Here is a 26713-nt window from a genome sequence, read left to right as displayed (position 1 = left end):
AAGGTGGTGCCGGAGGTGCGGAACGCTCAGGTCTTCCAGAATCTCGCCGCGGTGAAGGCCGGGCACGTCGCGTCCTTCCCCGGGCCGGCCAGCATCATGTCGACGACGGCGGACTGGCAACTTCTCCAGCGAAGTCGCGTCACGCCGGGATCCACGACGATCGGGAACACCGCATCTGGCCTGGTGAGCAGCTCCTCCTTCTCCATCGGCGGCCCGCTGGGAGTCCCGGCCTGCTTGGACGAGCTCACCAAGCTCCTCGCGACAGCCATCGGCGGCCCCCGGCGCCGCGGCCCTGCGGGAGGTGAGTCGCGCGGTGCCAGTCTCCGCCCTGGAGGCGCCCCCGGCCACATCCGCCGTCCTCACCGCCGCCACCATGACTCCTGGCCCGCCACCCCCGCGCCTCCGCGGCCTGACGCACTGCATCACGCGGGCGGCTCACTTCCACTTCCACTTCCACCGCCCCGCACGTCCCACCCCCTTGCTCCTCCCATTCACTTCACCCACTGGGGCTGCCACTTCACCCAGCACTCCGTGCCTCGCATTGCCGCCACCTCGCGCACCTCCGCTCCCTCATGCCACGTCACCGGTGAACTGTCACTTCTATGCTCTTCATCGCCGCCTCCTTGGGGGCGTGTTGCTCCTCGCTCTTGCTGTTGCTTTGCTCAACTGTGCTTGGCGATTAGCTGGTCGGGCTGTTGCGGCGGTCGAGTGTGGCCACCAGATTTTCACGCGCCGCCCCGCCCCCCCGGAACAGTTCCCCGGGCCAGGCCTGCTTGCCGATCCGTCTGCTGCCGTGCTTGGGTTGCTTGTGGGGCCTTCGGTCTCTTGGCGTTGAGATGAAGCCGGGATATTTCCCTTGCTGGGTTGGGCATTAGGTCGATTCGCTTGGTAGAATTCTGCTATGGAATCGACCATCTGCTCGAACGGCATCGCCGGTGCTGCGGCGTGGTCGATGTCCGACGACCAACTCACCACCGCACTCCTCGACAACCAGACCGCACTCCACAAGCACGAAGCCCGCCGGCTCGAACTGATCCGCGAGGCCGATGGCCGCAACCTCGCCGTCACCGCTGGAGCCGCGAACACCCAACAATGGGTCGCCGGCATGCTCCGGGTTCCTCCGGCCGAGGCGGGGGCGATGGTGAAGCTCGCCAGCCACCTCGACTCGGAGTTGCCGGCCACCACCCAAGCCCTCGCCGACGGTGACATCTCTGTCGGTCATGCCCGCGTCATCTCCCGGGTTGTGACGATGCTGCCGCCGCAGATCTCCACCCCCGAGCTGCGCTCCCGAGTCGAAGCGACGCTGGTTGAGCGATCCGCCACGTTCGATCCAGTCACGGTGCGGCAGCTCGGGAACCGGCTGTTGGAGACTGTCGCCCCGGATCTCGCTGACCAGGTGTTGGAGCAGAAGCTCAAGCTCGACGAGGCTCACGCCGAGCGGGGCCGGTTCTTCCGCATGTCCTACGACGAGACCACCGGCACCTGGCCGGTCAACGGCCGGCTGCCGAAGGTAGTGGGGGAGCGGCTCAAGCTCGTTCTCGACCCGTTGGCCGCTCCACAGCCCGGGCCTGACGGCCGCGACACCCGGCTCCCCGAACAACGCAACGTCGACGCGTTGGATGAGGCGTGCCGCCGACTCTTGGCCGACAAGCTCGTGCCCTCGCATGGTGGGAACCCGACCCAGCTGGTGGTCACCGTCACGAACACGGGTGGACGCACGTTGCACACCGGGATCGAGCTGTCCCGGAAGATCGTCGACCAGCTCATGTGCGAAGCCGACCGCACCTACCTCGTCAAGCCCGAGGACCAGCCCGGCCGAGTCACCCTTCTCACCGACACCGAGCAGCGACTCTTCCAAGGCAAACTCCGCCGGCTCCTCGAGCTACGCGACGGCGGGTGCGCGTTCCCCGGATGTGACCGCCCACCCGGCTGGTGCCACGCCCACCACCTCACCCCCTGGTCGGAGGGCGGCAAGACCAGCCGCGACAACGGGGTGCTGCTCTGCGGCTACCACCACCGACTCATCCACCAAGGTGCATGGACCATCCGACTCGCACGCGATGGGTTACCGGAGTTCTTACCCCCGGACTGGATCGACCCCAGCCGAACCCCACTCCGCAACCACCGGTTCGTACCGGCTGCCTAGGGTGCTGCCTTCCTCACCACGATGAGCGCCATGATCATCGTGGTCAGGAGGGCGTCGCCGGTGTGGAGGACGTACAGGCCGAACGAATAGCCCTCGTGGATGACTGAGCCGAGGATTGCCATGGCTTGGAAGCCCAGCCAGAGCAGCGCTCCCGTTGGGAGGGCCGCTGCTCGCGTCGCCACTCGGAGGCGGGCCAGCAGCGTGGCTAGGACCGTGGCGACTATGAGGTTGCGGCCTAGATGATCGATTCCAAGGGGTTAGTGGTCGTAGGCCAGGAGTGATCGCTTGATCGGTTGGCTGGTGTGATCGTTGTGCCAGATCGCGGTAGTCATGGCCAGGACGCGTTGGAGGACGCGGACCCAGACGCCTGCGGGGGTGTGGCCGCCGTGGTGTTCGAGGTCGAGTTGGCCTTTGAAGGTGTCGTTGATCGACTCGATGACTTGTCGTAGCGGTTGGAAGAACTCGGCGCCTGCCCGTGGGGTTTCGCCTTTGCGGGTCGGGCGGAGCAGGTGGAGGCCGGCGTCGGCCAGGGCGGTCTCGAACTCGCGGCCGTAGTAGTTCTTGTCCGCGATCACGATCTGCCCGACCCTCCCGGTGGTCAGGTCGGGGTCGGCGTGGAGGACGCCGAGCAGGATCTGACGTTCGTCGGCCTTCGCTCCGGTCAGGGCGAACCCGACCGGTAGCCCGTGCAGGGTGCACAGCAGATGCAGCCGCAGTCCCCAAAAGAAGCGGGAGTGGCTGGCGCAGTAGCCGTACTCAGCCCAACCGGCCAGATCGGAACGACGCGCGGTCTCGCGTGATCGACCGCACTCGACCGGAGTCGAGTCGACCACCCACACATCGTCGGTCCACATCGTGGTGTCGCGGGCCAGCACCCCGACCAACCAACCGATCGTCGAGCCCAACCGCCGCAGCCGCTTGTTGTAACCGGGCTGCTTGGGCAGATACGGGAACAACGCCCGCAGGTGGCTCCGGGCATAGCGCAACCAGCGCGCCTCGCTGGTGTGTCCGAGCAGTGCCTGCATCACCGCCAAGGTGACCAGTTCAGCGTCACTGATCTTCGGAACGATCCCCACCGCAGGACGCCATGGCGCTCGTTCCGGCGCCGACTTCAACCAATCATCGGTCCGCACGTACAGTGCTGTCGCGAGGGTGTCCAGGTCAGCGTCCACGAAGGTCTCCACGAGATCGGCGTCGGGTAAGCAACGCCGATCCTGGACACCCTCCACCTCAGCCAACACTCACCACGCCGAACCACACCCCTTGGAATCGATCATCTAGTTGGGCGGCGATGGGCCACAGTTCCGTCGACAGCTCCGCTCCACCGCGGAGGTCCTGGTACACGTCGCCGAACAGGATGTAGTAGACGGAGCTGGCGAACATGGTCGCCACCGCTGCCACCAGGATGCGCCATGCGTACGGTGCGAGGGGCTGGATTCCTGTGGGGGTAGGGGTTTCGGTTCGCAGGTCGGTCATGGTGAGTCTCCTCTTCTTGCGTCGTTGACGGGAATCGTCGACCCAACTCGCAGAGGGAACGATGGCCAGTGGCTCATCGCATCGTGAAGCCACGCTTATCGATGCGGTGAGCTGTCGGCCGTTGTTCACACCACGCCACCGGTAGATGCTGGATGGGTGCAGAAGTTCTGGTTGACCCATGCCCGGGTGCTCGACGCCACCGGGGCCGCTCCTCGTAATGGGCGGGTGATTCTTGTTGAGGACGGGCGGATCGTCGCGGAGGAACGTGCTGGCGCTGCGCCCACCGATGCGCTGACCATCGATGTCGAAGGTGGGACGGTCCTGCCCGGCTTGATCAATGTGCACGCCCATGTCTTTGCCGCGCCCCCAACGCCCGCGGAGGGTGCTGAGCCGCTGTGGCCGGGCACCGGAGCGCACTTTGTGGCTGCCGGGCTCAAGGACGCCTTGCGGATGGGGTTCACGACGCTTCGCGATGTCGGGTCGTACGGCGACGTGGTCGTCGCGGCGCGGCAGGCCATGCGGTACGGGGCGTTCAACGGTCCGCGACTCCTCACCTGCGGCCGGATCGTGTCGGCCACCGCGCCCGGCGGGCGGTTCTTCGACGGCATGTATCGCGAGGCCGACGGCCCCGACGAGGTACGCAAGGCCGTCCGCGAGCAGGTACGGCGGGGCGCTGACTTCGTCAAGGTCATGACGACCGGCGCCCGCTCGGTCGAGCTCGAGGACCCGCATCCCGCGCAGCTCACCAGCCAGGAGATCGAGGCGCTGATCGACGAGGCACACCGGCTCGGCTACCGAGTCGCCGCGCACGCCGAGGGCCTCCCCGGCACCGAGCGGGCGATCAGGCTCGGTGCCGACACGATCGAGCATGGCATGTACGTGAACCAGCGCCCCGAGCTGCTCGACGAGATGGCTGCCAACGGTCAGACTCTCGTTCCCACCCTCTCCTGCTACTACGGCGTCGCCGAAGGCCCGTGGACCGAGAAGCTCGTCAAGCTCGCAAGGCACAACCTCGAAGAGGCCTCACGCACCCTGCTCGCCGCACGAGCCGCAGGCGTACGGATCGCGCTCGGCCACGACTGGCAGCCCTTCCAGGGCGCGGCCATCGAGCTCGCGCGGCTCGTCAAACACGGATTGACGCCGCTCGAAGCCCTCCAAGCAGCTACCGTCGACGCGGCGCACGCGCTTGGCATGGACAAGGAACTCGGCACGATCGAGCCGCGCAAGAGAGCCGATCTCCTCGTGGTGCAAGGAGATCCGCTCCAGGAGCCGACCCTGTTCCAGGACAAGCACAGGATCTGGCTGGTCGTTCAGGACGGCGAGCCGGTGGCCGGCTCAGCGCTCGAGAGCTCGCCAGTTGGACGACCGGGAGCGTCTCCGGTGGCACGGTGGATGACGCGTCAACCAAAGGCAACGCCTCCAGGTCGGCGCGCGTCGCAACCCCGAGCCCCGCCAGCGGATGCCGCTTGCGAACGGCGAGCGCCCGCGGCTCCCGCAGCACCACCGGCCACGAAGTTGAGCAACGCGATCCGCAGCTGCCCGGTGATCCCCGACGCGACCTCGCGGACCTCGGCGAACGCGCGGTAGATCTCGTCGTACGCTGGCCGCAGCCGGTCCCGCAGCCGTTCGCCCAACGGAGTCAGCAGCACCCGCCGCGACGTCCGCTCGAACAGCTCCCCGCCGACCCGCGCCTCCAGCGTCCGCACGGTCTGGCTGATGCGCGACGAGGACAGGTACAGCCGCTCCGCGGTCCTGCCGAAGTGTAGTTCGTCGGCCAGCGTCAGGAAGATCTCGATTTCGCGGAGCTCCACCGCCCCATCTTGTCAGCTCGGGGTTGACGGTCCGCCGCGTTCGACGGTGGCGAGGGCCTCGTCGACGCTGGGGTGGATCGGCCAGATCCGATCCAGCGCGGTGGCGGCCAGCGCTCGGGCGGCGACGTGGGTGGGGGCGGCGAGGTGGAACTCGCAGTCGAGCTCGCGGGCTCGGCGGGCGGCGACGACCAACGTCCCGATCCCGGACGAGTCCAGGAACGCCACCTGGGACAGGTCGACGACCAGCGCGGCCGGCGCCGGGTCGAGCGCCGAGAGCAAGCGCTCGCGCAGCAGCGGCATGTGGTCGACGTCGCCCTCGCCGCGCGGCACCACCACGGCCACCCGCAGAGAGGCCACGTCGCGTAGCTCGACCGAGACCGCGAACTCAGTCATGAGAACTGCCCCCGAGTAGACGACGAACGGCCAGGCTGCCGGACCTGGCTTCCAGGACAGTCAAGATCCTAGGCCAGCGTCCGGAAGCGTGCCGCTTTCGTCAGTGGTAGAGCTCGACCTCCGCCAGCTGGAACGCGAAAGTTCCATCGGAGAACCGATACAGATCGGTGGCCTCGATCCGCACGCACCGAGCAGTACTGGTGGGGAAGCCGATCGTGCGGGCGAATGTCCCCGGGTTCGGATAGTTCGCCCGGCTCGCCACCGTCGTCCACGTCGCACACGCGTCGTCGGCGGCAACCTGGACGTGGAACGACTTCGGGAACCCCGCACCCTGGTTGCCCGCCTCGTCGCGCGGGAACAGGTCGACGCGGCTCAGCCGGGTCGTCGCGGGCTGCCGGAGCGTGAGGTGCTGGGGCGTGTTGGCGGTCAGCAGTGCGGTCGACCAGCCGTGCGAGGCGCCCGAGGACGACCGGACGCCGTCGTTCACGAACGCCTGGGACCAGCCCCAGTCCTCGATCGTCGTGCTGCCCTGGGCAGTGGCTCCGATCGATGCGTTGGTGTCACTCTCCACCTGCAGCTCGGCGAGCTGGAAGTGGAAGCTCGGGTCGTCGGCACACGCGGGCCGCAGCCGCGAGGCGGTCACCCGTACGTACCGGAAAGTCCCGGAAACTGTGTACGTCTGCGCACCGATCGGAGCGGCGAGCGGCTGGCCGCCGTTGTGGTTGGTCACCGTCCGCAGGTTCGACCAGTTCGCGCCGTCGTTGCTGCCCTGCAGAACGAAGTCGACCGGGAAGCCGTAGCCCTCGCACTCCTTGTCGTCGCGAGGGAACAGCTTGATCCGACTCAACGACACCGGTGCCCCAAGATCCACCTGCACCCATTCGGGAGCGGACGCCACTGCCGAGGGGTGGCCGTTGCTCGACCAGCCGTTGCTGATCGGGCCGCTGTCGACCTTCCGGAACGTGTGGGTGAGACCGTCCACCACCGCACCGGGCGACCAGCCGAACGCCACCGAAGTGCTCGCGGAAGCCAGCCGTCCGTGCGCGAGGTTGCGTGACCCCACGGGGATCGGGGCCGGCCCGACCTGGGGAACGTCGGTCGGCGGCGTCGCGGTCGGCTCGAGCACCCACAGCACCACGCTGTGCGGGGCGGCCTGGAACGTCCGCGTGAGCGACTCCCCGCCGGCGATGACCCGGCTCTCCACCGGGTCGGCGTTCTCGTACGGCCCGACCTTCCAGCCCCGCAGGCCTTCGGAGTAGTCCTGCCAGTAGGTCCCGTGCGTCGCGTCGATCTGGTAGCGCGTCAGCCGCACGTTCTGCCCGGCGTACGGAAGTTTCGACAGGTTCACCGAAAGATCCGTCGCCGCGTTCTGATCGTTCCAGGCCAGTACCGCAACTTTCCCGGTAGCAGGGTCCTTGGTCGCGATAGTCCCGACCGTTCGATCGGAAGTTCCGGAGCCGGTGGCGGTCGCCGCCAACCGCGTCCCGTACAGCCTGTTCAGCAGCTGGAACGTGTTGGCCGGCGCCTTCTTGTGCCCGTCGACCGTCAGCAGGCCCAGGTCGCCGTTCATCAACGCCGTCGGCGTCAGCCCTTCCTTCGGAACGAACCAGAAGACCTTCGACAACGCCGGCCTGTCGAGCGCGTCGGCCACCCGGCGGGCGGCGTAGGACGCGCCGACGTTGGTGTCCGTCGCCGACCCCGGGCCGCCGGTCATGTTCGGCGTGCGGTTCCACTCGGTGATGAAGATCGGCACGCCCGTGCGCCCGGCGGCGTCGAGCCGCATCTTCGCGGCGTCGGTCTCGCCGAACGTGTTTCCCCCGTAGGTGTGGAACGACGCGAAGTCCAAAGGCACATCAGGGTTGTTCTTCAGGAACGTCGTGAAGCCCTCGAAGAACGCCCATCCACCCTGCGTCGTCGTCGGCCCACCGATCTTCGCGGAAGGGTCAGCCGCCCGAACGCCCTCAGCGGTCGCGGCGTACATCGCGTTGAACTGCGCCTGCGTACCGGCCCAGAACGACGGAACTCCTTGCGCGTCGGTCAGATCAGGCTCGTTCCACACCTCCCAGTACCACCCGGTGTGGCCGAGGTCCTTGTAGTGCTGGACCATCGCCCGCACGACCTGCGTCCAGTGCGCGTTGTTGTTGGGGATCGCGTTGCTGAAGCCGGTGGCCGAGCCGCCCAGCACCGCCGGGGTGAACGCCACGCCCATCAGCGGCGTGATGCCCTGCTCGACCAGCGGCAGCACGACCCGGTCGAGCTTGTCGAAGTCGTAGCTGAAGTTCGGCGCCGTTCCCGAGACGACGTTGTAGAAGTTCTCGTTCAGCAGGTGGGTGATCGCCACCATCCGCATGCCCAGTTGGTCGAGCTGCGGGTACGACTCCGGCAGCCACGTGAGCGCGTTGTGCGTCAGGTAGCCACCCTCGTTGCCGTTCAGGACCTTCGCGTGGTCGAACGTGCCTGCGGTGACGGTGTAGTCGGCGTTGATCGTGACCGTCGCCGCCTGGGCAGCGGTGGAAACGGCCAGGAGGATCCCGACGACGAGCATGAGCGAGACGACGAACCGAGCGAACGACGGCATGACGAACCCCTCCTGCGATGGCGCGTTGGCGCGTGAGAGCTGCAAGGGAAGCTGCGGGCGGCCGCTGAGCCGAGCCTGACTGTCAGGCCCCAGTCAGGAGTAGTCCGATCCGAGCCGGGACTCGGACGATCCTGACCGACTTGCCCGCGCGGTCCGGAGCGTACGGCTCGCCGTGGCCAGCACGGCGAGCGCCAGCAGCCAGACCGAACAGGCGATCGCCAACGCCGGCGCGCCGATCAGGCCGAGCAGTACGCCGCCGACCATCGTGCCGACCGCGGAGGCGCCGGTGACGAGCGTGCCGAGCGCGCTCATCACGCGCCCCCGCATCCGGTCCGGCGTGATCGACAGCCGGTACGTGTCCATCGCGACCGAGTAGATCGGCGTGATCACGCTCTCGGAGAACGCCACCAGCGCGAGCCAGATCCAGGACGGCGCGATCGCGTAGAGCGGGAACGCGGCCGCCTCGACCCACAGCATCACGGTCGCGACCCGTCCGAGCGCGAACCGGCCGGCGATCTTGCCGGCCAGCAGCCCGCCCGCGAGCCCGCCGATCGCCGCGCCGGTGAACACCAGCCCGACCTGGACGGGGTTCGCGCCCACGTGCCGGGCCAGCTCGATGATCAGCAGGTAGCCCGCGCCGAACCGCAGTGCGTCCGCCGCCTCGACGATCGTGAGCAGCCGCAGCACGCGCTGCCCCCACAGCCACTGCAGCCCGTCGCGAACCTCGCCGACCAGCCGATTGCCGCTCGCCGCGGGCTCGGCCGGAGCCTCCTCCTGGAACCGGGTCCGGATCGCGCGCAGCGTCACCGCGGACACCAGGAACGAGACCACGTTGAACACGAACGGCACCGCACGCCCGAGCGCGTACGTCGCGCCCGCGATCGACGAGCCCACGATGCTCAGCGCACTGCCCGAGGCGTGCGTCGCGCCGAGCGCGTCCGGCAGCTGGTGCGCCGGCACGACGTTCGGCAGCGCCGTGGTCCACGCCGTCCGGAACAGCACGGTGAGGATGCCGGTCGTGACCGCGACGCCGTACACCTGGGCCATCGTGAGCGCGTCCCAGATCATCACGACCGGGATCGTCGCGGTCAGCACCGCGCGCCCGATCTCGCACCAGATCATGGTGCGCTTGCGGTCCCAGCGGTCGACGAGCGCGCCGGCCACGAGCCCGACGACCAGGTACGTCGCGGTGCTGACGCCGAGGACCAGGCCGGCTTGGGTGGGCGAGCCGGTGAGGGTGATGACGAGCAGCGGCAGGGCCAGAAGCTGGAGTGAGTCGCCGAGCTGCGAGATCAGCTGCCCGCCGAGAAACAGGCGGAAGTCGCCATTGCGCCAGATGCTGGTGGAGGTGGTCATGGGAGTTCCCTCGGGGCGTGTCTGTCGGGCGTGGACATGCGAGGACACGCGAAGAGAAGGCTCACGAAGAGTCAGACAGAACGGCCCGGATCTGGGCACACTTCACCCGCGTGTCGAGTCCAGCCACCTAGACATCGCTGAGAAGCATGGCCCGGACGCTACCAATCCGCGCGTTCCAGGTCCAGACCGTTTCGGACCCGGGGGAGGACGTGCTCGGTGAAGCGGTGCAGGCCGTCGAGCGCGACGTCGAGGGGCATGCCGGGCCAGTTCATCCGCAGGTGCAGGTGGTCGACGCCGAGCGCGGCGTAGCGGGCGATCTCGCGTAGGCAGTCGTCGGGATCGCCGAGGATGAAGCGGTCCGCCGCGAGCTCCTCGAACGGGACCGTGAAGTCCTCCTCACCGGGCAGCGCTTTGTCCTGTCCCCATTGGGCGTACGCGTCGTACTTGCCGCCGAGGTACGGCTCCGCGATCGCGACCGCCTCCGCCCGCGTGGCGCCGCAGTAGAGCTCGCGGCCGAGCGGGAACGTGCCCACCGGCTGTGCGGCCGCCGCGCGATAGAGCTCCAGCTGGCGGGCGATCGTCTCGTACCGGGCGTGTGAGTTCCCGTTCCACGGCAAGCCCCACCGACCCACCCGCGCGACCGCCGCGTCGGCGTTGGCGGCGATCCAGATCGGTGGATGCGGCTGCTGCAAAGGGCGAAGCGTGCAGACCGCCTGGTCCAGCGCGAACCCCAGCCCGGTCACCGTCACCGACTCCTGCGTCCACAACGCCCGCACCGTGTCGACGACCTCGCGCAACGCACGCACGCGCTTCGACGGGTCGACGCCGAACGCCGCGTACTCGACGTCCCGGTACCCGAGCGCGAACGACAGCCCGATCCGTCCACCGGTGATCACATCGAGGGACGCCCACGTCTCGGCCAGGTCGACCGGGTTGTGCAGCGGCGCGATCAGCGTGCTCACCAGCCGCAGGTCTCCGCTCTCCGACGCGATGCGCGCCAACAGCGGCACGGGTTGCAGCTCACACAGGGGATCGAGCAGGTAGTGCTGCCCGGTCGTGAGGTAGTCGAAGCCGCTGTCCCGTACGGCGTGCACCCAGGTGAGCAGCTCACCGAGGCGCTGCGTCATGTCCGAGTCCCGCGGCTGCTGCGCGAGTCCCAGCAGCGAGACACCGACCTTCATCGCGGATCCGGCACGCCGACCATGCCTACAGAATATAGAATCGAGCGCATGGATGCATGGCCAACCGTCACGTACAAGGAAGAGGCGATGCGCGAGGGCATGCAGATCGAGTCCGCCGGCATCTCCGTCGACGACAAAGTCCGGCTCCTCGAGGCGCTGAGCGACACCGGGCTGAATGAGATCGTCGTCGGCTCGTTCGTCCGCCCGGAGTACACGCCGCAGATGGCCCACATCGACGAGGTGGTCAAGAGGTTCCGGCCGCGGCCCGGAGTGACGTACACCGCCCTACTCGTCAACCAGCGCGCGGTGGAACGGGCTCGGCAGTACGCGCCGCCGCTCACGATCGAGCAGGACGTGCCGCGGCTGTCCGCCCACCTGTGCGACGTCTTCGCGCGGCGCAACTACAACCGTAGCCAGGCGCAGGTCATCGCGGCGTGGCCTCAGGTCGTCGCCCGCGCGGTGGAGAACGGCGCCCGAGAGGCGGGCATCGGAGCGCACGCCGCGTGGGGATCGAACTTCACGGGCGAGGTCGCGCTGCCCCAGCTGATGGACACCCTCGCGACCGCGCACGCGCCCTGGGACGAGGCGGGCATCCCGGTGACCTCGGTCGTTTTGCTCGACCCGATGAGCTGGAACACCCCGCACCGCACCGAGGCGATCCTCCAAGCCATCAAGGAGCGTTGGCCGGCGATCCGTTCGTTCCGGCTGCACCTGCACGACGCGCGCGGCATGGCGATCGTGTCGGCGTACGCGGCACTCCGCGTGCTCGGCCCCGGCGACGTCCTGCACCTCGAGGGCACGATCGGTGGCGTCGGCGGCTGCCCGTACTGCGGCAACGGCCGCGCCACCGGCATGATGGCGACCGAGGACCTGCTGCACCTGTTGGACAGTATGGGCATCGACCACGGTGTCGACCTCGACCGGATCATCGACTGCGTGTGGATGCTGGACGAGATCCTCGGCCGGCCGACGATGGGGCACGTCTCGAAGGCGGGACCGCGGCCGATGACCCCGGATCGCTGGTACGACCCCGACCTGCCGTTCGTCGAGACGTTCTCCGAGGCCACGCACTTCAAGCGCGGGCCGGGCGTGTACGAGGGACAGCTCAAGCCGTGGAAGGAGCCGATCACCCGCCCCACGTGATCGGCGCGCTGCCTTCCCGCGTCGCCCGGCCGGTCGCCGCGAGGTGGACGAGGTGCGCGTACGTCTCGCCCATCGAGCTGATCTTCGCCGCCGCGTTGAGCTGGTCCCACGTACGCGAACGGGGCACCAGGCTCGCGACCTCCCACACCGTCGACGCCCCGCCGGCGACCAGCCGCTCGCACAGCGACAGCCGCTCGGCATGGTGCTGGCGCAGCTGACCCAGGCGTTCGTCGAAGCCCTCGAACGGCTCCTGGTGTCCCGGCAGCACGAGGTCGACGGGAAGCGTCGCGAGCCGGGTCAACGACCGCAGGTAGTCGCCGACCGGATCCGCGGAGCACTGCGGGCGGAACGCCGGACTCGTCTTGATGTGCGGGAACACGTGGTCGCCGGAGAACAGCAACCGCGACGTGCGTTCGTAGAAGCAGAGATGCCCGCCCGTGTGGCCAGGGGTGTGGAACGCGGTGAGCTCCCAGCGGTCGTGCTTGATCACCTCGCCGTCCACGACCAAGTGGTCGGGAACGAGGGGAGCGACGCGTGCCTTCGACCGGGTCAGCTGGGTGAGCGACACCTCGCGGACCGCGTCCGGCGACCCGGTCGCGTCGACCCAGCGCATCATCTCGGCCCGGTACGGCGTCTGGTCGACGAACCGGTCGTACAGGTGACCCGCGTCGATCGGGTGCATCCCGATCGACGCGTCGACGAACAGCCCGGCTTGGCCGCAGTGGTCGGGATGGAAGTGCGTCAGCAGCACGCGGCGTACGTCGCGTGCCGACGAGCCGACGCCGCGCAGCAGCTGGTCGAGCGCGTCCCAGGACTCGTCCGACCGCCAGCCGACGTCGATCAGCAGCACGCCCTCCGGCGCGATCAGCGCGTAGGAGTTGACGTATCCGATGCTGTGACCGGGCAGCGGCACGGGAAGTCGCCAGATCCCCGGGGTGATTTCGGCCGGCTCCGCATGCGACGTGGACGCCCGCCAGCCAGGTTCCATGACCTATAGATTACACAATTTGCTCGCCGGAACTAGTACGCCTGGCGTACCAAAGCGGTACGCTAGGCGTACTAGTTCTCGACCACGAGGAGACGCCGGTGCCCGCCGCGACGAAGGTGCCGCTGGACACGGTCGTACGGCTACGACTCGCCGCGCTGCGGCTCGGGCGAAGGCTGCGCCGGCAGTCCGGTACCGGTCTCACCCCGTCGCAGGAGTCGGCGTTGTCCGCGCTCGAACGGCATGGCTCGATGCGCATCGGCCGGCTCGCCGAGCACGAGCAGATCGGCAAGTCGACCGTGACCCGGCTGGTGGCGAATCTCGAAGCACTCGGGCTGATTCGCCGCAGACCGGACACCGAGGACGGCCGTACGTGGTGGGTCGACGTCACCGATCGCGGGCACGACCTGCTCGCCGGGTCGACCGAACGCGCCAACGCGTACCTGGCCAGGCAGCTCGACGGGCTCTCGCCCGCCGACCAGCGCCACCTGCTCGCCGCCGTCCCCGCTCTCGAACGGCTGCTGGAAGTCAAGAGGTGAGGCGGTATCTACGGGCCACGTTCGCCTCCCTCGGCAACCGGAACTACCGACTGTTCTTCGCCGGGCAGACGATCTCGATCAGTGGCACGTGGATGCAGAAGATCGCCCAAGCCTGGTTGGTGCTTGAGCTCACGAACTCGGGAACGCTGCTCGGTGTGACGGCGGCGCTCCAGCAGCTGCCGACGATGCTGCTCAGCCCGTGGGGCGGACTGCTCGCCGACCGCTTCGACAAGCGCAAGATCCTGCTGTGGACGCAGTCGCTGTCGGCGATTCCCGCACTGGTGCTGGGCATTCTGACCGCGACCGAGGTCGTGACGCTGTGGATCGTGATGGCGCTCGCGCTCGTGTTGGGCACGATCGAGGCCCTGGACAAGCCGGCGCGGCACACGTTCGTGCTCGAGATGGTCAACGCCCAGCAGGTGACGAACGCGGTGGCGCTCAACAACATCGTGCTCAACGCCGGCAAGGTCCTCGGTCCCGCGGCGGCCGGCGTGCTGATCGCCACGGTCGGGCTCGCGTCGAGCTTCTTCTTCAACGCGGTCTCGTTCCTCGCCGTCGTCGCCGCGTTGCTGTTCATGCGCACCGACCAGCTGGAGCTCAGCCTGCGTGCTCAGCGGGCGCGTGGCCAGCTGCGCGAGGGGCTGCGCTACGTCGCGAGCAGGCCGGGGTTGCTCGGCCCGCTCGTGTTGATGACGGTGTCGGGGTTGTTGGCGTACGAGTGGACGGTCACGCTGCCGTTGCTCGCGCGCGACACGTTCGGCGGCGACGCGCGGATCGCGGGCTTCGTGTTCTCCGCGATGGGCATCGGCGCGGTCGTCGGCGGGCTCGCGCTCGCGAGCGTCCTGCACGCGACGACGCGCAACCTCACGTTCTGGGCCTTGGTGTTCTCCGCGGTGCTCCTCGCGACCGCCGCGGCGCCGACGCTGGTGCTCGCTTTGGTGCTGCTGTTCGCGCTGGGTGCGGCGAGCGTGGCGTTCCGGGCCGTGGCCGCGGCGTTGATCCAGCTGCGCGCGGACTCACAGATGCGTGGGCGGGTGATGGCGTTGCTGGTCGTCGCCATCGGCGGCACGACGCCGATCGGTGGGCCGTTGGTGGGCTGGATCGGCGAGACGTTCGGCGCGCGGGTGGCGCTCGGCATGGGCGGCATCGGTACGGCGTTGGCCGTCGGCGGGATGGCGCTCTACCTCCGCCGCCGCCGCGAGAGTCAGGAAGCCGCGACCGTCACGTTGCCCTCGTAGGCGTCCGCCTCGTCGGCGGCCGCGAGCAGCTGCGCGGCGAGCGCGCGGGCCGACTCGCGGTCGAGCTCGATCGCGACCCGGGCGTCCGGGCCGGCCTTCGCGTCGACGAAGTCGAGCATCATCGCGTGCTCGAGGTCGATGTGGAACGGGTGGTCGTAGCTCACGCACACCTGGTCGACGGCGAACCAGCCGCGGCTGCCCTTCGCGCTGCCGGAGATCGCGACCTTGTTGGCGATGGTCGTACACATGACTAGCTGGTCTCCTTTGTGAGTAGGCCCGTTTTTGTGAGTAAACCCGTTTATGAGTAAACCCGCGACTCGTCCGTGGTCATCGCCAGGCCGTTTTCGGATGTTCACCGCGCTCCTGCTCTGGCGTGGCGTCTGCGGCGAGTCTTATTTGCCGCGACTCGTCCGTGGTCATCGCCAGGCCGTTTTCGGATGTTCACCGCGCTCCTGCTCTGGCGTGGCGTCCGCGGCGAGTCTTATTTGCCGCGACTCGTCCGTGGTCATCGCCAGGCCGTTTTCGGATGTTCACCGCGCTCCTGCTCTGGCGTGGCGTCCGCGGCGAGTCTTATTTGCCGCGACTCGTCCGTGGTCATCGCCAGGCCGTTTTCGGATGGTCACCGCGCTCCTGCTCTGGCGTGGCGTCCGCCGCGAGTCTTATTTAGCCGGCGAGGTTGGTGTGGAGGAAGTCCCAGATCTTCGCCCACCCGTCGACCGCGGCCTCGGCGCGGTAGGCGGCCGGCTTGTCGTAGTAGAAGAAGCCGTGGCCGGCGCCCGGGTAGCGGTGGAACTCGTAGGTCTTGCCCTGCTTCTTCAGCTCGGCCTCGTGCTGGGCGACCTGGTCGAGCGTGGGGGAGTGGTCCTCTTCGCCGAACAGCCCGAGCAGCGGGCAGCTCAGGTCCTTGGTCAGGTCGATCGGGGCGACTGGGTACTTGTCGTTCAGGTCCTCCGGCGCCATCACGACGCGCCCGCCCCAGCAGTCGATGGCGGCGTCGACGTTCCCGCTGCAGGCGGTGAGGTACGCGTGCCGCCCGCCGGAACACGTTCCGAAGACGCCGACCTTGCCGGTGGTGTTGGGCAGCGCGCGGAGGTACGCGACGCTGGCGAGCCCGTCGCCGATCACCTGTGCGTCGGAGACGTCGCCCTCGGCGCGGGCGCGGGCGGCGACATCGTCCGGGCTGCCGTGGCCGAAGCGGAAGAACAGGTCGGGAGAGATCGTGACGTACCCGTGGTGGGCGAACCGGCGGGTCGCCTCCTTGTACCACTCGTCCCAGCCGGGGCGGTGGTGGAAGAGCACCATCGCGGGGAACGGTCCGGGTCCGGTGGGTCTGGCGAGATAGGCGTTGATCAGGTCGCCGCCGTGTCCCGGGACCGCGATCGTCTCGGCGATCATGCCTTCGTACTCGTCGGTGGAACGACCCATCTCTCGCACCTGCCTTATGCATAGTGGGACCGCGTTGTGGATCTTATCCCCGCCGGGGTCAGGCGCGGATGCAGGCGACGAAGCGGCCGGGTTTGGCCTCGCGGAGGGGCGGCATCTGCTCCTTGCACGCGTCGATCGCGATCGGGCAGCGCTGGTGGAACACGCACCCCTTCGGCTTGTTGGCGGGGCTCGGTATCTCGCCGGTGAGGATGATCCGCTGCCGCTGTTCCTCCTGGATTGGGTCCGGGATCAGCGCGGCAGACATCAGCGCCTTCGTGTACGGGTGCAGCGGCTCGCGGAAGACCTCGTCGCGGTCGGCGATCTCGACCAGATGACCGAGGTACATGATCGCGACGCGGTCGGCGATGTGCCGTACGACGGAAAGGTCGTGCGCGATGAACAGATAGGTGAGGCCGAGCTTGTCCTGCAGTTCCTCCAACAGGTTGAGCACCTGCGCCTGGACGGACACGTCGAGTGCGGACACGGGCTCGTCGCAGATGATGAACGGCGGGTTGATCGCGAGCGCCCGCGCGATCGCGATGCGCTGCCTCTGGCCGCCGCTGAGCTCGTGCGGGTAGCGGCTCGCGAGCTGCGCGCCCATGCCTACCGTGTCGAGCAGCTCGATCACCTTGGCGCGGCGTTCGTGCCGCTTGGCCAGCTTGTGGATGATGAACGGCTCGCTGAGGATCTGCTCGACGTTCATCCGCGGGTCGAGCGAGCTGAACGGGTCCTGGAAGATGACCTGCGCGTCCTTGCGGAACTGGTGCAGCCCGTGGCCGTGCAGCGTGCTGAGGTCCGTTCCGTCGAACAGGACCTGGCCGCCCGTCGGCTTGTACATCAGCAGCAGGCAGCGCCCCACGGTCGTCTTGCCCGAGCCGGACTCGCCGACCAGGCCGAGCGTCTCGCCGCGGCCGATCGTGAAGCTGACGTCGTCGACGGCCTTGATCACGCCGCGCTTGCGGGGGAGGAGGCCGCCGGTCGTGATCGGGAAGTGCATCTGGAGTCCGCGGACGTCGACCAGCGGGGCCGCCGCGGTCTCGGTGTCGGCGGGCTTCTGGGTGGGGGCGGTCAGCTTCACGATGCCTCCCGTACTGGCTCTTTGGCGCGCTCGCCCAGCCGGTCGGCGGCCCAGCAAGCGGACAGGTGGCCTGTTCCCACTTGGACCAAGGGTGGCGTCTCGGTCTTGCAGCGGTCCATGACGAACGGGCAGCGCGGGTGGTAGGCGCAGCCCGGCGGCAGATCGCCGAGGTCGGGTGGGCTGCCTTGGATCGGCTCGAGCTTCGCCGTTCGTTCCATGTCGAGCCGGGGGACGGAGCGCATCAGTCCGAGCGTGTACGGGTGGCGCGGGTTCGCGAACAGCTCCTTGGTCGTGGCTTGCTCGACGATCTTGCCGGCGTACATGACGTTCACTCGCTGGGCGTACCGCGCGACGACGCCGAGGTTGTGCGTGATGATGATCATCGCGACGCCCGCCTGGGCGCTGAGCTCGCTCATCAGCTCGAGGATCTGCGCCTGGATCGTGACGTCGAGCGCGGTGGTCGGCTCGTCGGCGAGGATCAGCTTCGGGCGGCAGGCCAACGCCATCGCGAACATCACGCGTTGCCGCATGCCGCCGCTGAGGTGGTGGGGGTACTGGCTGAGGCGTTGCTCGGGATCGGAGATCTGTACCTGGCCGAGGAGCTCTATTGCTCTCTTGCGTGCTTCGGTGCGGGTCGCGTTCTGGTGGAGCCGGAGGACCTCGGTGAGCTGTCGGCCGATGGACAGCACCGGGTTGAGCGAGGTCATCGGCTCCTGGAAGATCATCGCGATCTCCTTGCCGCGGATGCGGCGCATGTGCTTGGCGTCCAGCTTGAGCAGGTCGACGCCGTCGAACAGGACCTGGCCGCCCAGGATCCTTCCTGGTGGGGAGGGGACGAGTCGCATGATCGACAGTCCGCTCACGCTCTTACCGCTGCCGCTTTCGCCAACCAGGCTGAGTGTTTCACCACGTTCGACATCGAACGAAACGCCGTCGACGGCCTTGACGTCGTTGCCTTCGCTGTCGAAGTGCGTCCGCAGGTCCTTGACCTCAAGGAGCATCTCGCGCAGTCACCTCCACGCTCGGTCCCCGTGGACGGCCGCTCCCTCCGGCATTTGCTATAGACTACATTGCACAGCTTGACGAGTGGGTTCAATACGGGAGAGGAAAGCGGTCATGAGCTCGACCGACGCGATGGAGCATCCCGGTCCGCCCATGAGCAAGACCGCGTACGTGCTGGACCGCATGCGCGGCGAGATCGCCAGCGGGGCGATCATTCCTGGTGAGTCTTTGAAGCAGACCGACCTGGCGGCTCGTTACGGCGTGAGCCCCACGCCCGTTCGCGAGGCTTTGCGGCTGTTGCAGGCCGAGGGCACGATCAGCTACTCGCCGCACCGTGGCGCGACCGTCGCGGGAATGTCCGCGGAACGGGTGCGCGATCTGTACCTGCTGCGCGCCACGATGGAGTCGTTGGCTACACGGCTCGCGGTCGAGCGCTTGGCAGACGACAGCGGAACTTTGGAGCTCGTCCAGAAGCTGCACCGCGAGCTTTCGCGGGGGCGGACGAAGCTCTCCGGTGGTGAGCTGGCGCAGCTGAACAAGACGCTGCATTTCGCCATCTATTCCAGCGGATCGACCATCGTCGCCGAGCACATCAACTCCCTCTGGCGGTTGATTCCGCCGACCGTGACGATGTGGGACCAGCCGCGGATCACCAAGGTCCTGGTGGCCCAGCACGCCAAGATCATCGAAGCCTTCGCCTCCCGCGACGCTGCCGCCGCGGCCGACCTGATGTCGGACCACGTCATGACGGCGGCGCGCTTCCGCGAACAACAGCTGACCCACTGACCCGCGCCGCACTTCACCCACGGGAACGGGGTTCGACGGGCTGTTGCCACGTTGCAGAACCCCACTTCGGTGGGTGAAGTGGCCGCCGGCTGTGGACGGCCGCGGTTCGGCGCCCTGCAGCTGGATGGTCGAGCGGCGCCAACGCGATGAGTCGCTCATCGCGTGGTGCCACTTGCGCGAGCGGTCGCACGGTCGGAACATCCCCATGTGGTTGCACTTCACCCACGGGAATGGGGTTCGGCGGGCTGTTGCCACGTTGCAGAACCCCAGTTCGGTGGGTGAAGTCGGCGGCGGCTGTGGATGGGTGGAGTAGCCCGCTAAGCGATCGGTCTCTGGATTCGCAGGCGTCGCCCGCTCGCCGCGTTGGCTCCACGATGCGCTGGTCTGGGCTGCGATCGGCTGTGGGGCGGGGCATTCCATCGCTCGACCATCCACTCGACCCGTTCGCCCAGGCAATCTTCTGATTCGCTTGTGGAGGCCATCTGTCGTAGCTACGATATTCTATATCGTGTACAGCGACGATTGATCCGGCCACGGAACGTGGCCATCACGAGCTCGGCTGGCACGGGTCGCACGGGGGACGTCAGGTCTCTGCTCAACGCGGGTTGGGAGATGCGGCCGATGCCGGAAACCGACTACAGCGGACCCCTCGAAGGCATCCGCGTCCTCGATCTGACCAGGGTCCTCTCCGGGCCCTACTGCGCCCTCCTCCTCGGAGAGCTCGGCGCCGAGGTCATCAAGATCGAGAAGCCCGGACGAGGCGACCACGCCAGGCGCCCAAGGGGCGGGCCGGGGGACACCGGGCTGAGGTTCCTCGCCTGGAACATGTACCGCAAGAGCCTCACCCTCGACATCTGGCAGCCCGAGGGCAACGCCATCTTCAAGAAGCTGGTCGAGCAGTCCGACGTCGTGCTGGAGAACTTCCGACCGAACGTCATGGGCAAGGCCGGCCTCGACTTCGAGACGCTCAGAAGCATCAACGAAGGCATCGTCCTCGCCTCGATCACCGGGTTCGGCCAGAACACCAGCCTCTCCCAACGCACCGCGCACGCGTCGGTCATCACCGCGTTCACCGGCGTGCAGCACATGAACCGGTTCGAGGGCGGCCCGCCCACCCCGACCCCCGGCGCCTCGCCCGACATCGCCGCCGGGACGCACGCTGCGATCGGGATCATGGCCGCGCTCCTCGGACGCCAGACCACCGGCAAGGGCAGGCACGTCGACATCAGCATGGTCGACTGCATGGTCGGCCAGGTCGCGTTCGACGTGATGTACGTCCTCATGACCGGCATTGCCCCACGCGAGCGCGAGCTGAGAGCCGGCGACGGGCACTCCACCGGCGAGGCCGGCCCGGCGTTCCACGAGTGCTACGAGGCCAAGGACGGCTGGTTCTACCTCCAGGCCGACCTCCCCGCGCACTGGCAACGTCTCGCCAACGAGATCGGAGAACCCCACCTCGTCGACGATCCACGATTCGCCACCGAGGGAGCCCGCAGCGACCACAAGGACGAGCTCGACGCGATCTTCTCGAAGTGGCTCAAGCAGCACACGAAGGAAGAGGCGTTCCGCATCCTCGGCGACGCGGGCGTCCCCTGCAGTCCGGCGTACAGCACGATCGAGGTCGCCAACCACCCCTACCTGCGCGAGCGCAACGTCCTGCACGAGATCGACGACCCGCGCCTGGGGAAGATGACCGTCCTCACTCCGCGCCTGCGCTTCGTCGGCGAGGAGCAGCGGCCACCGACGTACGCGCCGTTGCTGGGCGAGCACAACGCCGAGATCCTCGGCGACCTCCTCGGCTACGACGAGGCCGGCATGGAAGCCCTCAAAGATCAGGGCGTCATCTAAGGAGAGAAAGGCCGTCATGGCAGTCGAACGAGTCGTCACCCCTGAGATCGAGAAGATGGTCGGGAACGAGTCGCGGCCGCGGCAGGCCGTCGACGAGGTCACGACCAGCGAGGTCCGGCGCTGGGTCATCGCGACGCTGGACGACAACCCGCTGTGGTACGACCGCGAGTACGCCGAGGCCACCCGCTTCGGCACCGGTTGCGCGCCCGGCCCGTTCCCGATGCGGGCGGTCGGCCACTGGAAGCGCAGCCTCGGCAGCAAGGATCCCGTCCGCGAGCTCGACTTCGACGACGACTTCCGGTACGGCGACGAGTCGCTCGACGATCCCGCGGTGAAGATCCAGTGGCCCGAGGGCGTCGGCGCGTTCCACGCCGGCAACGAGGTCGAGTACTACAAGTTCCCGCAGATCGGCGACACGATCTCCGTCGTCGAGAAGATCGTGAAGATCGAGGAGAAACAGGGCCGCAGCGGCAAGCTCGCGATCGTCCACGTCGACCACATCTTCACCAACCAGGACGGCGAGATCCTGATCGTCAACCACGGCACGAACATCGCCCGCGAGATGCCGGCCGACCAGTGGAGCGAGTCCCGTTCCAAGAAGGAGGCCTGAATGACGCGGTACTTCGACGACGTCAAGGTCGGCGACGAGCTGCCCGAGGTCGTGCAGAAGGTGACGATCCCGGTGATGCAGCGTTGGGTCGCGAGCGCGGAGACGCTGCGCCGCGACCACTACGACCCCAAGTTCGCGATCGAGTTCGACGGGCTGCCGAACGCGGTGATGTCCGGCTCGTTCTCGCAGGCCTATCTGTGGCAGCTGCTGTTCAACTGGGCCGGCCCCGACGGCTGGGTCTTCAAGGCGTACCAGAAGAACGCGATGATGGTGCATCCCGGCAACACGATCACGTTCTTCGGCGCGGTGACCAACAAGGAAGAAAAGAACGGGCTGGGGTACGTCGAGCTGGACCTCGGACTGCGCAGGGAGGACGGCGTCGTCGCCGTACCCGGCACCGCCACCGTCGTGCTTCCGCTGCGCGGTGGCCGGAAGGTCCCGTACCCGTTCGTCCGCGAGCCCGAAGCCAGCGACGCATGAAGCGCCTCAAGGTCGGCGTCGTCGGCGCGAGCATCGCGCACAGCGCGGACGCCCGCGAGAACTTCGCGATCCGCGCCCACCTCCCAGCACTCAAGGCACTCGACCAGAACTACGAGGTCACCGCGGTCTGTACGACCCGGATGGAGAGCGCGAAAGAGGCGGCCAAGCGGTTCGACGTTCCCGAGGCGTACGACAGCGTCGAACGCATGCTCGCCGAGTCAGAGGGCCTCGACGTCGTCTGCGTGTCCGTACGTCCAGCTGCCCACTACGACGTGGCGATCAAGGCGCTCGAAGCCGGCAAGCACGTCTACTGCGAGCACCCCGGCGGCATCAGCACCGAGCAGGCCACCAAGCTCTACCAGACCGCGCTGCGCAACGACGTCCGCACGATGACCGGCCACCAGGCCCACTTCGACCCGACCGCGCTGCGGATGGCCGAGCTCGTCAAGCAGGGCTACGTCGGCAGGCCGCTGAGCTTCGGCATGAGCCACTTCGGCGCGAACTACATCACACCGCGTCCGTACTTCCATCGTTGGCTGTTCGACATCGAGGCCGGCGGAAGGCCCGCCTACCGCACCGGCCACAGTCTCGAGCGACTGATGGCCGTGATGGGCCAGGAGATCGCCGCGGTCTGCGCGGACTTCACCATCCAGGTGCCGGAACGACCAGCGCTCGACCAGCCCGACACCGTGCTGAAGAGCAGCCAGGTCGACAACATGAACTACCTGCTCCGCACCAGAGACGGCGCGGTCGGCACGCTCCAGGTGTCCAACACCGCCTGGTCCGGCACCGGCGACCGGTTCGAGCTGTACGGCACCGACGGCATGCTGATGCTCGCCGACACCGACGCCGTGGAATCCCTGTCCGGCAAGGTCGAACCCCTGCCCGACACCGAGACGGACACCCCGCGCGACTTCCTGCTGTACGGCGCACAAGCAGACGTGCAAGGGATCCTGCGCGACAAGAAGCCACCAGAGGAGCTGGGAAGGCTGGCACCGCTGCAGGTCGAGCCACGGGTGCTCCCGGTAGCGCTCAAGGGCCGCCCGGCCAGGCGCGTCGCCGCGGCGTGGATCGAGTTCGCACAAGCGATCGACGAGGGTCGCGACTGCGCGCCGAGCCTGCACGACACGTTCAAGATCCACCGCATCTGGGACGCCGCCGAGGAGTCCGTTCGCACGCATTCGTGGGTCGACGTCACCTACAAGTGACGCGCTCACCAGGGAGGTGCCACCGCATATGAACGCTGATCCCGCCACGGAGGACGAAGTCCGCATCATGTCCGTGGGCTCGATCGGTGCCGGGTTCTCCTACCGTGCTTTCAAGCGCGGGCTCGAGTGGAATCCCCACGTCGTCGCGTCCGACGCCGGCTCGGCCGACCACGGCGCCGCCTCGCTCGGCACCGGTGCCGTACGGTCGCGCGGCCCGATGAAGAAGCAACTCGACACGCTCATCACCGGCGCGCGGAGCATCGGCGCCAAGTTCATCATCGGCTCCGCCGGGACGGCCGGCGGCGAACGGAATCTGCAAGCAGTACGGGAGATCGTCGAAGAGATCGCCCAAGAACGCGACCTGCACTTCCGGATGGCGCTGCTGCACGCGGAGCTCGACAAGGACTTCCTCAAGGCCAAGCGCGCGGCGAACAAGATCGTTCCGCTCGGCCCGTTCCCCGAGCTGACCGACGAGCAGATCGACGAGTCGTACCCGATCGTCGGCATGATGGGCGCGGAGCCGTTCCTCAAGGCGCTCGACCTCGGTGCCGACGTCATCCTTGGCGGCCGCGCGACCGACCCGGCGATCTTCGCCGGCCCACCGCTGCGCGCCGGCATCCCGCCCGGCCTCGCCTGGCACGCGGCGCGCACGATGGACAAGGGCGTGATGATGACGGTCCCCGGCGAGGAGACCGGCTCGCTCGGCTTCATCCACTTCCGCAAGGACCACTTCGTCGCGTCGTCGACGAAGGAGGGCACGTACTGCACACCCCGGTCGGTCGCGGCCGTGACGCTGTACGAGAACGACAGCCCGTACCACACGATCGTCCCGTCCGGCGTCATCGACACCTCGGACTGTACGTACGAGGCCCTCGACGGCGGGCGGGTCAAGGTGACCGGCAGCAAGTTCCAGCCGGCGTCGAAGTACACGGTGAAGCTCGAGGGCGCGCGCTTCGTCGGCTACCGGGCCTTGGCGTTCGTCGCGACCCGCGACCCGATGCTCATCCCGCAGGTCGACGACTGGCTGAGCCGGGTACGGATCAACGCCGAACGCAACCTGCACCTGCAGGGCGTGGAGAAGGACGACTACACGGTCCGCTTCCGCGTCTACGGCAAGAACGGCGTGATGGGCGACGACGAGCCGATCAAGGAGACCGCGAGCCACGAGCTCGGGATCCTGATCGACGCGATCGGCACCACGCAGGAGGCGGCGCTCGAGGCCGCCGGCCGGCACAAGGCACTGGCGGGTCACACCAAGTTCCCCGGCCAGCTCAACCACGCCAACACCGCCGAGCCGTTCGCGATGGGCGCGGTCCCGTTGGGCGAGGTCTACGACTGGGGCGTCTGGCACATCGTCGAGCTGGACCACTGGAACGACTGGGAAGACCTGTTCCACGTCGAGATCGTCGACCTGTGAAGCAGCGAGGAGAGCTCTGATGATCCGGCTCCAGGACGTGGCCAACTCGATCCGGGGAACGAACAACGGCATCACGCGGCGCTCGTTCGACATCATGTTCGACAAGGAGGACGACTTCCGCCGCGTGTGGTCGTCCGGCGCGATCACGCCCGAGCTCATCGCGGAGCTGTACCGCGTCCCCGCGACCGAGGTGCGGATCTTCGACTACCCGCCGGCGTACGCGATCAAGATCCTGATGCCACGCAAGGTCGTGTCGGGCAGCCCCGACGACACCGACATCGACGGCAAGCAACAACACGTACCACTGCTGGACATTCTCATTCCATGGAGCGACGACACCTGACCGATGTCGCCGTCCGCCCGACCACGGCACAGGTCGCGGTCGAAATCCCTTGAGGTGCGAAGAGTTAAGGAGGGCACGAGAATGTCGTTGCCCAAGACAATCCGGGGGATAACGGTGGCGCTTGCCTTGCTGGTCGTCGCCGGAGCGTGCCAGAGCGGCGGCACGGGAGGTGCGCCGCAGGCCGGGAGCACGGGCAAGAAGGTGCTCACGATCGTGATCGGTCGCGCCCCGGACGAGCCGCTCGGTCTGCTGAACAGGCTGGGCGGTTCGAAGCCGTACACCGACCTCGCGGCGGACGTGCTGATGGAACGCGACCCGGCCGACGGGTCGCTGAAGCCGCAGCTCGCCGAGAAGTGGGAGATGATCGCGCCGAACAAGTGGCGCTTCACGTTGCGCAAGGGCGTGAAGTTCCACGATGGCGAGGACTTCAACGCCGAGACCGCCAAGTGGAGCATCGAGAAGCAGACCGAAGCGGACAGCCCGGCGCGGGTCGTCCGGTACGCCAAGGAGCTGAAGGCCGAGGCCGTCGACCCGTACACGCTCGACATCATCTGCCCGACGGCCTGCCCGATCCTCGACATCATCGCGCCGCAGCTGCAGTTCGTCCCGCCGAAGTGGGCGCAGGCGAACCCGAAGGAAGCGGCGCAGAAGCCCGTCGGTACGGGGCCGTTCAAGCTCGAGGAGTGGCGGACCGGTGAGTTCATGCGGTTCGTCGCGTTCAAGGACTACTGGGGCGACACCGGCTACTTCGACGAGGTGAAGTTCGTCTGGCGAAGCGAGCCCGGTGTCCGCGCGTCGATGGTCGCCGCGGGTGAGGCGCAGCTGTCCGACGACCTGGACCTCGAGTCGATCGACATCGTCCCGAAGACGTTCAAGCCCGAATCCATCGACTACGCGTGGATCCGGCTGCGGGAACGGGACGCGAACGGCAAGCTCGACCCGCTGTGGGGCGACAAACGGTTCCGCCAAGCTCTCGCGTACGCCATCGACTGCGACGCGATGGCGGAGACGCTGCTCAAGGGCGCGGTCAAGTGCAGCCCGTTCCCGTTCAACTCGGCGTCGGTCGGCTTCATCAAGGACGGGCCGCGCCACGAGTACAACCCGGAGAAGGCACGCCAGCTGCTCGACGAGGTCGTCGGTGCGGGCAAGGAGGTCAACGGGGTCAAGATGTTCTCCGAGACCGGTGACATCCCGCGGGTATGGGCCGAGACCATCATGAGCTACTGGGAGGACATCGGCGTCCACGCGACGTTCGAGTTCGTCGACGGTCCGCGCCGGGAGAAGCTGCACAACCCTGGTGTCAAGGGCAATCCGCCGGACGTGTTCATCCAGAAGAGCCACACCAACGACCTGTTCGACGCGACCGTGAGCCTGGCGTACATCGACGGCTGCAACGAGCCCCGCTCGTACTCGGTCTGCAACGAGGAGTTCTCGCAGAAGCTCAAGGATGCCGGCGCGGCGTCGGGTGAGGAGCGCCGCGGGCTGCTCGAGGCGTTGGAACGCGACTACTTCTACGACGGCGCGTACCAGATCCCGCTGTGGAGCTCGCCCGCCATCTACGGCGCGGCCGCGAACCTGGAGTGGGAAGGGCCGGTCGTCGGCTGGCTGCGCCCGGACCGGATGAAGTTCTCCTGAGGACGGACGGGTGGGCCGGAGCCTCTCTCAGGCCC

The 26713-nt window shown here is 67.9% G+C and carries 26 protein-coding genes and 1 pseudogene; 13 read left to right on the top strand and 14 right to left on the bottom strand.

Going from position 1 to position 26713, the window contains the following annotated elements; translation table 11 throughout:
• Positions 1–26 precede the first annotated feature (26 nt).
• Positions 27–248: a hypothetical protein gene (locus tag JOD67_RS31975; RefSeq protein ID WP_205121416.1), complete on the bottom strand. Its 222-nt coding sequence runs from the start codon at positions 246–248 to the stop codon at positions 27–29.
• A 653-nt stretch (positions 249–901) separates the two neighbouring features.
• Here JOD67_RS31975 and JOD67_RS31970 point away from each other — a divergent pair.
• On the top strand, positions 902–2146 hold the full coding sequence (locus tag JOD67_RS31970; protein WP_205121415.1) for an HNH endonuclease signature motif containing protein: 1245 nt from the start codon (positions 902–904) through the stop codon (positions 2144–2146).
• Here the strand turns inward: JOD67_RS31970 and JOD67_RS31965 are convergent.
• The 3 genes from JOD67_RS31965 to JOD67_RS31955 are packed head-to-tail and all read right to left on the bottom strand — an operon-like array spanning position 2143 to position 3973.
• On the bottom strand, positions 2143–2370 hold the full coding sequence (locus JOD67_RS31965; protein WP_307782753.1) for a DUF1761 domain-containing protein: 228 nt from the start codon (positions 2368–2370) through the stop codon (positions 2143–2145). The two genes, JOD67_RS31970 and JOD67_RS31965, sit on opposite strands and share 4 nt — an antisense overlap.
• Positions 2371–2403: 33 nt before the next feature.
• Complete coding sequence (locus JOD67_RS31960; protein WP_205118013.1) at positions 2404–3318, bottom strand: IS982 family transposase; 915 nt, start codon at positions 3316–3318, stop codon at positions 2404–2406.
• 58 nt (positions 3319–3376) lie between these two features.
• Positions 3377–3973 carry a hypothetical protein gene (locus JOD67_RS31955; RefSeq protein WP_205123378.1) on the bottom strand — a complete coding sequence of 199 codons (597 nt, stop codon included), beginning with the start codon at positions 3971–3973 and terminating at the stop codon, positions 3377–3379.
• Between JOD67_RS31955 and JOD67_RS40605 the strand changes: the two are divergent.
• Positions 3962–4939 (top strand): annotated as a pseudogene (locus tag JOD67_RS40605) (metal-dependent hydrolase family protein); the annotation flags it as partial. The gene JOD67_RS31955 and the pseudogene JOD67_RS40605 sit on opposite strands and share 12 nt — an antisense overlap.
• Positions 4940–5022: 83 nt before the next feature.
• On the opposite strand, the gene JOD67_RS42185 reads toward JOD67_RS40605, so the two are convergent.
• The 5 genes from JOD67_RS42185 to JOD67_RS31930 all read right to left on the bottom strand — a co-directional run bounded on the left by JOD67_RS42185 (position 5023) and on the right by JOD67_RS31930 (position 10941).
• Positions 5023–5433: a LysR family transcriptional regulator gene (locus JOD67_RS42185; protein WP_205121414.1), complete on the bottom strand. Its 411-nt coding sequence runs from the start codon at positions 5431–5433 to the stop codon at positions 5023–5025.
• A gap of 12 nt (positions 5434–5445) precedes the next feature.
• Entirely contained in the window at positions 5446–5826 is a 381-nt protein-coding gene (locus tag JOD67_RS31945; RefSeq protein ID WP_205121413.1) for an STAS domain-containing protein, read from the bottom strand.
• Between the two features lie 100 nt (positions 5827–5926).
• Positions 5927–8404 carry a GH39 family glycosyl hydrolase gene (locus JOD67_RS31940; protein WP_205121412.1) on the bottom strand — a complete coding sequence of 826 codons (2478 nt, stop codon included), beginning with the start codon at positions 8402–8404 and terminating at the stop codon, positions 5927–5929.
• Between the two features lie 93 nt (positions 8405–8497).
• Entirely contained in the window at positions 8498–9760 is a 1263-nt protein-coding gene (locus JOD67_RS31935; RefSeq protein WP_205121411.1) for an MFS transporter, read from the bottom strand.
• A 158-nt stretch (positions 9761–9918) separates the two neighbouring features.
• Positions 9919–10941, bottom strand: coding sequence for an LLM class flavin-dependent oxidoreductase (locus JOD67_RS31930; RefSeq protein ID WP_205121410.1), 1023 nt, complete (start codon positions 10939–10941; stop codon positions 9919–9921).
• Between the two features lie 48 nt (positions 10942–10989).
• Between JOD67_RS31930 and JOD67_RS31925 the strand changes: the two genes are divergently transcribed.
• Positions 10990–12084, top strand: a complete 1095-nt coding sequence (locus JOD67_RS31925; protein ID WP_205121409.1) for a hydroxymethylglutaryl-CoA lyase-like TIM-barrel protein — start codon at positions 10990–10992, stop codon at positions 12082–12084.
• On the opposite strand, the gene JOD67_RS31920 is transcribed toward JOD67_RS31925, so the two are convergent.
• Positions 12068–13072 carry an MBL fold metallo-hydrolase gene (locus tag JOD67_RS31920; RefSeq protein WP_205121408.1) on the bottom strand — a complete coding sequence of 335 codons (1005 nt, stop codon included), beginning with the start codon at positions 13070–13072 and terminating at the stop codon, positions 12068–12070. The genes JOD67_RS31925 and JOD67_RS31920 overlap by 17 nt on opposite strands.
• Before the next feature lie 98 nt (positions 13073–13170).
• Here JOD67_RS31920 and JOD67_RS31915 point away from each other — a divergent pair, with 98 nt between their 5' ends.
• Both JOD67_RS31915 and JOD67_RS31910 read left to right on the top strand, forming a co-directional pair.
• Positions 13171–13608 (top strand): MarR family winged helix-turn-helix transcriptional regulator, encoded by a 438-nt coding sequence (locus tag JOD67_RS31915; protein WP_205121407.1) that lies wholly within the window; start codon positions 13171–13173, stop codon positions 13606–13608.
• Positions 13605–14846, top strand: a complete 1242-nt coding sequence (locus JOD67_RS31910; protein ID WP_205121406.1) for an MFS transporter — start codon at positions 13605–13607, stop codon at positions 14844–14846. Before JOD67_RS31915 ends, JOD67_RS31910 begins: the two co-directional genes overlap by 4 nt.
• Here the strand turns inward: JOD67_RS31910 and JOD67_RS31905 are convergent.
• From JOD67_RS31905 to JOD67_RS31890, 4 genes are all read right to left on the bottom strand, one after another.
• Positions 14813–15094, bottom strand: coding sequence for a DUF6295 family protein (locus JOD67_RS31905; RefSeq protein WP_205121405.1), 282 nt, complete (start codon positions 15092–15094; stop codon positions 14813–14815). The genes JOD67_RS31910 and JOD67_RS31905 overlap by 34 nt on opposite strands.
• Before the next feature lie 415 nt (positions 15095–15509).
• Positions 15510–16271 (bottom strand): dienelactone hydrolase family protein, encoded by a 762-nt coding sequence (locus JOD67_RS31900; RefSeq protein ID WP_205121404.1) that lies wholly within the window; start codon positions 16269–16271, stop codon positions 15510–15512.
• Between the two features lie 58 nt (positions 16272–16329).
• Positions 16330–17349 (bottom strand): ABC transporter ATP-binding protein, encoded by a 1020-nt coding sequence (locus JOD67_RS31895; protein WP_307782627.1) that lies wholly within the window; start codon positions 17347–17349, stop codon positions 16330–16332.
• Positions 17346–18350 carry an ABC transporter ATP-binding protein gene (locus JOD67_RS31890; RefSeq protein WP_205121403.1) on the bottom strand — a complete coding sequence of 335 codons (1005 nt, stop codon included), beginning with the start codon at positions 18348–18350 and terminating at the stop codon, positions 17346–17348. Before JOD67_RS31890 ends, JOD67_RS31895 begins: the two co-directional genes overlap by 4 nt.
• A gap of 115 nt (positions 18351–18465) precedes the next feature.
• Between JOD67_RS31890 and JOD67_RS31885 the strand changes: the two genes are divergently transcribed.
• The 8 genes from JOD67_RS31885 (at position 18466) to JOD67_RS31850 (ending at position 26678) form a co-directional block, all read left to right on the top strand.
• Positions 18466–19137, top strand: coding sequence for a GntR family transcriptional regulator (locus JOD67_RS31885; protein ID WP_205121402.1), 672 nt, complete (start codon positions 18466–18468; stop codon positions 19135–19137).
• 621 nt (positions 19138–19758) lie between these two features.
• On the top strand, positions 19759–20985 hold the full coding sequence (locus tag JOD67_RS31880) for a CaiB/BaiF CoA transferase family protein (RefSeq protein WP_205121401.1): 1227 nt from the start codon (positions 19759–19761) through the stop codon (positions 20983–20985).
• 16 nt (positions 20986–21001) lie between these two features.
• The gene (locus JOD67_RS31875) at positions 21002–21595 is read left to right on the top strand and encodes a MaoC family dehydratase (protein WP_205121400.1); all 594 of its coding nucleotides are present in this window, start codon (positions 21002–21004) and stop codon (positions 21593–21595) included.
• Positions 21596–22075, top strand: a complete 480-nt coding sequence (locus tag JOD67_RS31870) for a MaoC family dehydratase (RefSeq protein ID WP_205121399.1) — start codon at positions 21596–21598, stop codon at positions 22073–22075.
• Complete coding sequence (locus JOD67_RS31865) at positions 22072–23283, top strand: Gfo/Idh/MocA family protein (RefSeq protein WP_205121398.1); 1212 nt, start codon at positions 22072–22074, stop codon at positions 23281–23283. Before JOD67_RS31870 ends, JOD67_RS31865 begins: the two co-directional genes overlap by 4 nt.
• 28 nt (positions 23284–23311) lie before the next feature.
• Positions 23312–24700: an acyclic terpene utilization AtuA family protein gene (locus tag JOD67_RS31860; RefSeq protein WP_205121397.1), complete on the top strand. Its 1389-nt coding sequence runs from the start codon at positions 23312–23314 to the stop codon at positions 24698–24700.
• A gap of 19 nt (positions 24701–24719) precedes the next feature.
• On the top strand, positions 24720–25043 hold the full coding sequence (locus tag JOD67_RS31855) for a DUF4387 family protein (protein WP_205121396.1): 324 nt from the start codon (positions 24720–24722) through the stop codon (positions 25041–25043).
• Positions 25044–25124: 81 nt separating this feature from the next.
• Positions 25125–26678, top strand: a complete 1554-nt coding sequence (locus tag JOD67_RS31850) for an ABC transporter substrate-binding protein (RefSeq protein WP_205121395.1) — start codon at positions 25125–25127, stop codon at positions 26676–26678.
• The last annotated feature ends 35 nt before the right edge of the window (positions 26679–26713 follow it).

Source organism: Tenggerimyces flavus (assembly GCF_016907715.1).
GTDB classification, from domain to species: domain Bacteria; phylum Actinomycetota; class Actinomycetes; order Propionibacteriales; family Actinopolymorphaceae; genus Tenggerimyces; species Tenggerimyces flavus.
The sequence above is the reverse complement of the archived record's forward strand: the minus strand, read 5'-3'. Positions and strand labels throughout refer to the sequence as shown.

Coding starts and splice junctions, on each gene's coding strand:
- JOD67_RS31970 (WP_205121415.1), top strand. CDS start 902: ATGGAATCGACCATCTGCTCGAACGGCATCGCCGGTGCTGCGGCGTGG.
- JOD67_RS31955 (WP_205123378.1), bottom strand. CDS start 3,973: ATGGGCGTGCACATTGATCAAGCCGGGCAGGACCGTCCCACCTTCGAC.
- JOD67_RS31945 (WP_205121413.1), bottom strand. CDS start 5,826: ATGACTGAGTTCGCGGTCTCGGTCGAGCTACGCGACGTGGCCTCTCTG.
- JOD67_RS31940 (WP_205121412.1), bottom strand. CDS start 8,404: ATGCCGTCGTTCGCTCGGTTCGTCGTCTCGCTCATGCTCGTCGTCGGG.
- JOD67_RS31935 (WP_205121411.1), bottom strand. CDS start 9,760: ATGACCACCTCCACCAGCATCTGGCGCAATGGCGACTTCCGCCTGTTT.
- JOD67_RS31930 (WP_205121410.1), bottom strand. CDS start 10,941: ATGAAGGTCGGTGTCTCGCTGCTGGGACTCGCGCAGCAGCCGCGGGAC.
- JOD67_RS31925 (WP_205121409.1), top strand. CDS start 10,990: ATGGATGCATGGCCAACCGTCACGTACAAGGAAGAGGCGATGCGCGAG.
- JOD67_RS31920 (WP_205121408.1), bottom strand. CDS start 13,072: ATGGAACCTGGCTGGCGGGCGTCCACGTCGCATGCGGAGCCGGCCGAA.
- JOD67_RS31905 (WP_205121405.1), bottom strand. CDS start 15,094: ATGTGTACGACCATCGCCAACAAGGTCGCGATCTCCGGCAGCGCGAAG.
- JOD67_RS31900 (WP_205121404.1), bottom strand. CDS start 16,271: ATGGGTCGTTCCACCGACGAGTACGAAGGCATGATCGCCGAGACGATC.
- JOD67_RS31890 (WP_205121403.1), bottom strand. CDS start 18,350: ATGCTCCTTGAGGTCAAGGACCTGCGGACGCACTTCGACAGCGAAGGC.
- JOD67_RS31885 (WP_205121402.1), top strand. CDS start 18,466: ATGAGCTCGACCGACGCGATGGAGCATCCCGGTCCGCCCATGAGCAAG.
- JOD67_RS31880 (WP_205121401.1), top strand. CDS start 19,759: ATGCCGGAAACCGACTACAGCGGACCCCTCGAAGGCATCCGCGTCCTC.
- JOD67_RS31875 (WP_205121400.1), top strand. CDS start 21,002: ATGGCAGTCGAACGAGTCGTCACCCCTGAGATCGAGAAGATGGTCGGG.
- JOD67_RS31870 (WP_205121399.1), top strand. CDS start 21,596: ATGACGCGGTACTTCGACGACGTCAAGGTCGGCGACGAGCTGCCCGAG.
- JOD67_RS31865 (WP_205121398.1), top strand. CDS start 22,072: ATGAAGCGCCTCAAGGTCGGCGTCGTCGGCGCGAGCATCGCGCACAGC.
- JOD67_RS31860 (WP_205121397.1), top strand. CDS start 23,312: ATGAACGCTGATCCCGCCACGGAGGACGAAGTCCGCATCATGTCCGTG.
- JOD67_RS31855 (WP_205121396.1), top strand. CDS start 24,720: ATGATCCGGCTCCAGGACGTGGCCAACTCGATCCGGGGAACGAACAAC.
- JOD67_RS31850 (WP_205121395.1), top strand. CDS start 25,125: ATGTCGTTGCCCAAGACAATCCGGGGGATAACGGTGGCGCTTGCCTTG.